Source organism: Alkalihalobacillus alcalophilus ATCC 27647 = CGMCC 1.3604 (genome assembly GCF_000292245.2).
In the GTDB taxonomy this organism is placed as follows: Bacteria; Bacillota; Bacilli; order Bacillales; family Bacillaceae_D; genus Alkalihalobacillus; species Alkalihalobacillus alcalophilus.
This window is the reverse complement of record NZ_ALPT02000151.1, coordinates 1-2,049: the sequence shown is the minus strand read 5'-3', so window position 1 is coordinate 2,049 and position 2,049 is coordinate 1. Positions and strand designations below refer to the sequence as shown.

Below are 2,049 nucleotides of genomic sequence, written 5' to 3'. Positions count from 1 at the left end.
TAAAAGAGAAAGAAGTTGTAGTTATTTGCCAGAGTGGAATGCGTAGCAATAAAGCATCAAAAGTATTAAGGAAAATGGGTTTTAAAAAAATTACAAACGTAAAAGGCGGTATGAGCGCTTGGAACTAACGTTAGGAGGAGATCGGTGTACTATGACATGCAAAGTGATAAATATATATGATGCGTAATATCTCGTAAAGTGAAGTGAAATCTCGTAAAGAAATGTAGTGTTATCAAGGGTTAGAGGAATTTTGAGAGAAGAAAAAACAAAGTGATAAAAAACTAATCAAAATGAGAAATTTTACGGTTTTCGGTTCGAAATGGACTGGAAACCGTTTTTTAAATACCAAATGTTTAAGAACGTTTAAACCCTTGATATATAGCGTTTAAATACGTTTAAAAGGATGTTTAAATTAGACGAATTCTGTGTTGAGGTAAGGAACTTTTAGTAAGGAACTAAGGAACTGGTTCCTTACTCATCGCAAATCCTTATGTATCAAGGGATAAACAGTGACGACGCGAAGTTTTTAAAAGGTTTTATCATTTTGAGTAATTATGTATATAATATTCATATTTATGTATAAATATAAGTGATTTGTAGAACGTTCAAATTTGCGATTTAATGAAGGTTGATACGAGAAATGAAAGCTAATTTCGTTGTAGCGCTCTTTAGCGACTTTCTTCTATAGAAGTAATTAAAATGGACCACCAACATTTCTATTGATGGCCCACAACAAGGAAGGATAACGAAAGCTGTCAACCAGGAACCTTCGTTCCTTCTATTATAGCAATCTCCGAAAATACCATGTTGCAATTTTAACGATTTTTAAAGTGGTAAAATACTTACCGTTTTAAGACAAAATTAAGCGTGTTTCTTTTCAGGTGCAGGAGTGACGTTCTCTGTTTTTGAAGTCGACTTTGATGACATTCCCCTTTTAACAGGACTGACAGTCAGATCACGTTTCATTCTTGCGATCGTCATTAGTTCAAGAGCATCCCTATCACTTAAACTATTAAAAATTTCAATTAATTCCTCAGCTTCTTCTGATAGTTCAGTAGATTTTTGAGTTGAAGGTGCAGTGGTATCTTGAGAGTGTCCATCTTCATAGAGGGCAGCTCCCATTTTTAATAAGTCTATTAGATCATCCTCGTCCAACTCTTCTATATTACTATCTGCCCGCAAGTGAGAAACGACATTTTTCATGACGCGTTTCGTCATTTCAGGTTCCTTAAATCGACTTCCAGCGACAACCTTGTCGATTATTAGCATGTCGGATTGTGTAAGTATATTACCATTTTCGGAAATAGAATGGCCTATGTATTCCTCACCAGTTAGCAACCAATCCGTCGACCTTCCGAAGAAGTTCGCAATCTTTACTACGAAAACGGAGGAAGGATGAGTTTTTTCATTCTCCCAATCGCTAATTCTACTAGAAGAGGAACCTATCTCCTTTGCTAGTTTACCCATTGAAATATCCTTACTCTCCCTTAAATCTCTCAACCTTTTACCAAAACTCACATTAATCACTCCGTTACTGTAGTATTTTTTATTTTTTGCTCCATAAACGGAATATTTCTATTGCTTTTACTCCGTTTATGGAGTATTATTTAATTAACAAGCGGTAACGTACTTACACAATCATAACAAAAGTGTTATATCAAAACCTATCAGAATTTCTGAAACGAGAGGAGAAATCTTTCATGAATGTTCGACACGCTGAGCAAGTAGAAGAAATGATCGGCAAGAAGGTCCGCATTTACATTAGTGGAAAAAAGATTGAACGCGTCCTACGAAGTGACTCCCAAGGGCTATACATACGTTTTGAAAAAGAGCGCGTTTCCGTCCGTCCAGACGAAAGCACATTGAATGTCCTTAGCTTCCTTGCTCTATCTCCTAAGAATGCTGCTGCTATCGAGAGAACGCGAGAAGCTCGCAATATGAAAACGGAGCAAAAGCAAGATGAGCCTACTAAAGAGGATTCAGTTAAGGTTGTGGATCAAGCGGAGCAATCGGAAAAGCGAGTGGATAGCAATGTAGTCTCGTTCTGTC

The 2,049-nt window shown here is 36.7% G+C and carries 3 protein-coding genes; 2 read left to right on the top strand and 1 reads right to left on the bottom strand.

The window, feature by feature from the left end; genetic code table 11:
* A partial coding sequence (locus tag BALCAV_RS20715) for a rhodanese-like domain-containing protein (protein WP_040324106.1) occupies positions 1-128 on the top strand: 128 nt, incomplete at its 5' end.
* 733 nt (positions 129-861) lie between these two features.
* Here the strand turns inward: BALCAV_RS20715 and BALCAV_RS20710 are convergent.
* Positions 862-1,518, bottom strand: a complete 657-nt coding sequence (locus BALCAV_RS20710) for a helix-turn-helix domain-containing protein (RefSeq protein WP_052044431.1) — start codon at positions 1,516-1,518, stop codon at positions 862-864.
* 182 nt (positions 1,519-1,700) lie between these two features.
* Between BALCAV_RS20710 and BALCAV_RS20705 the strand changes: the two genes are divergently transcribed.
* Positions 1,701-2,049: hypothetical protein (locus BALCAV_RS20705; protein WP_040324334.1), on the top strand; the 349-nt coding region annotated here is incomplete at its 3' end.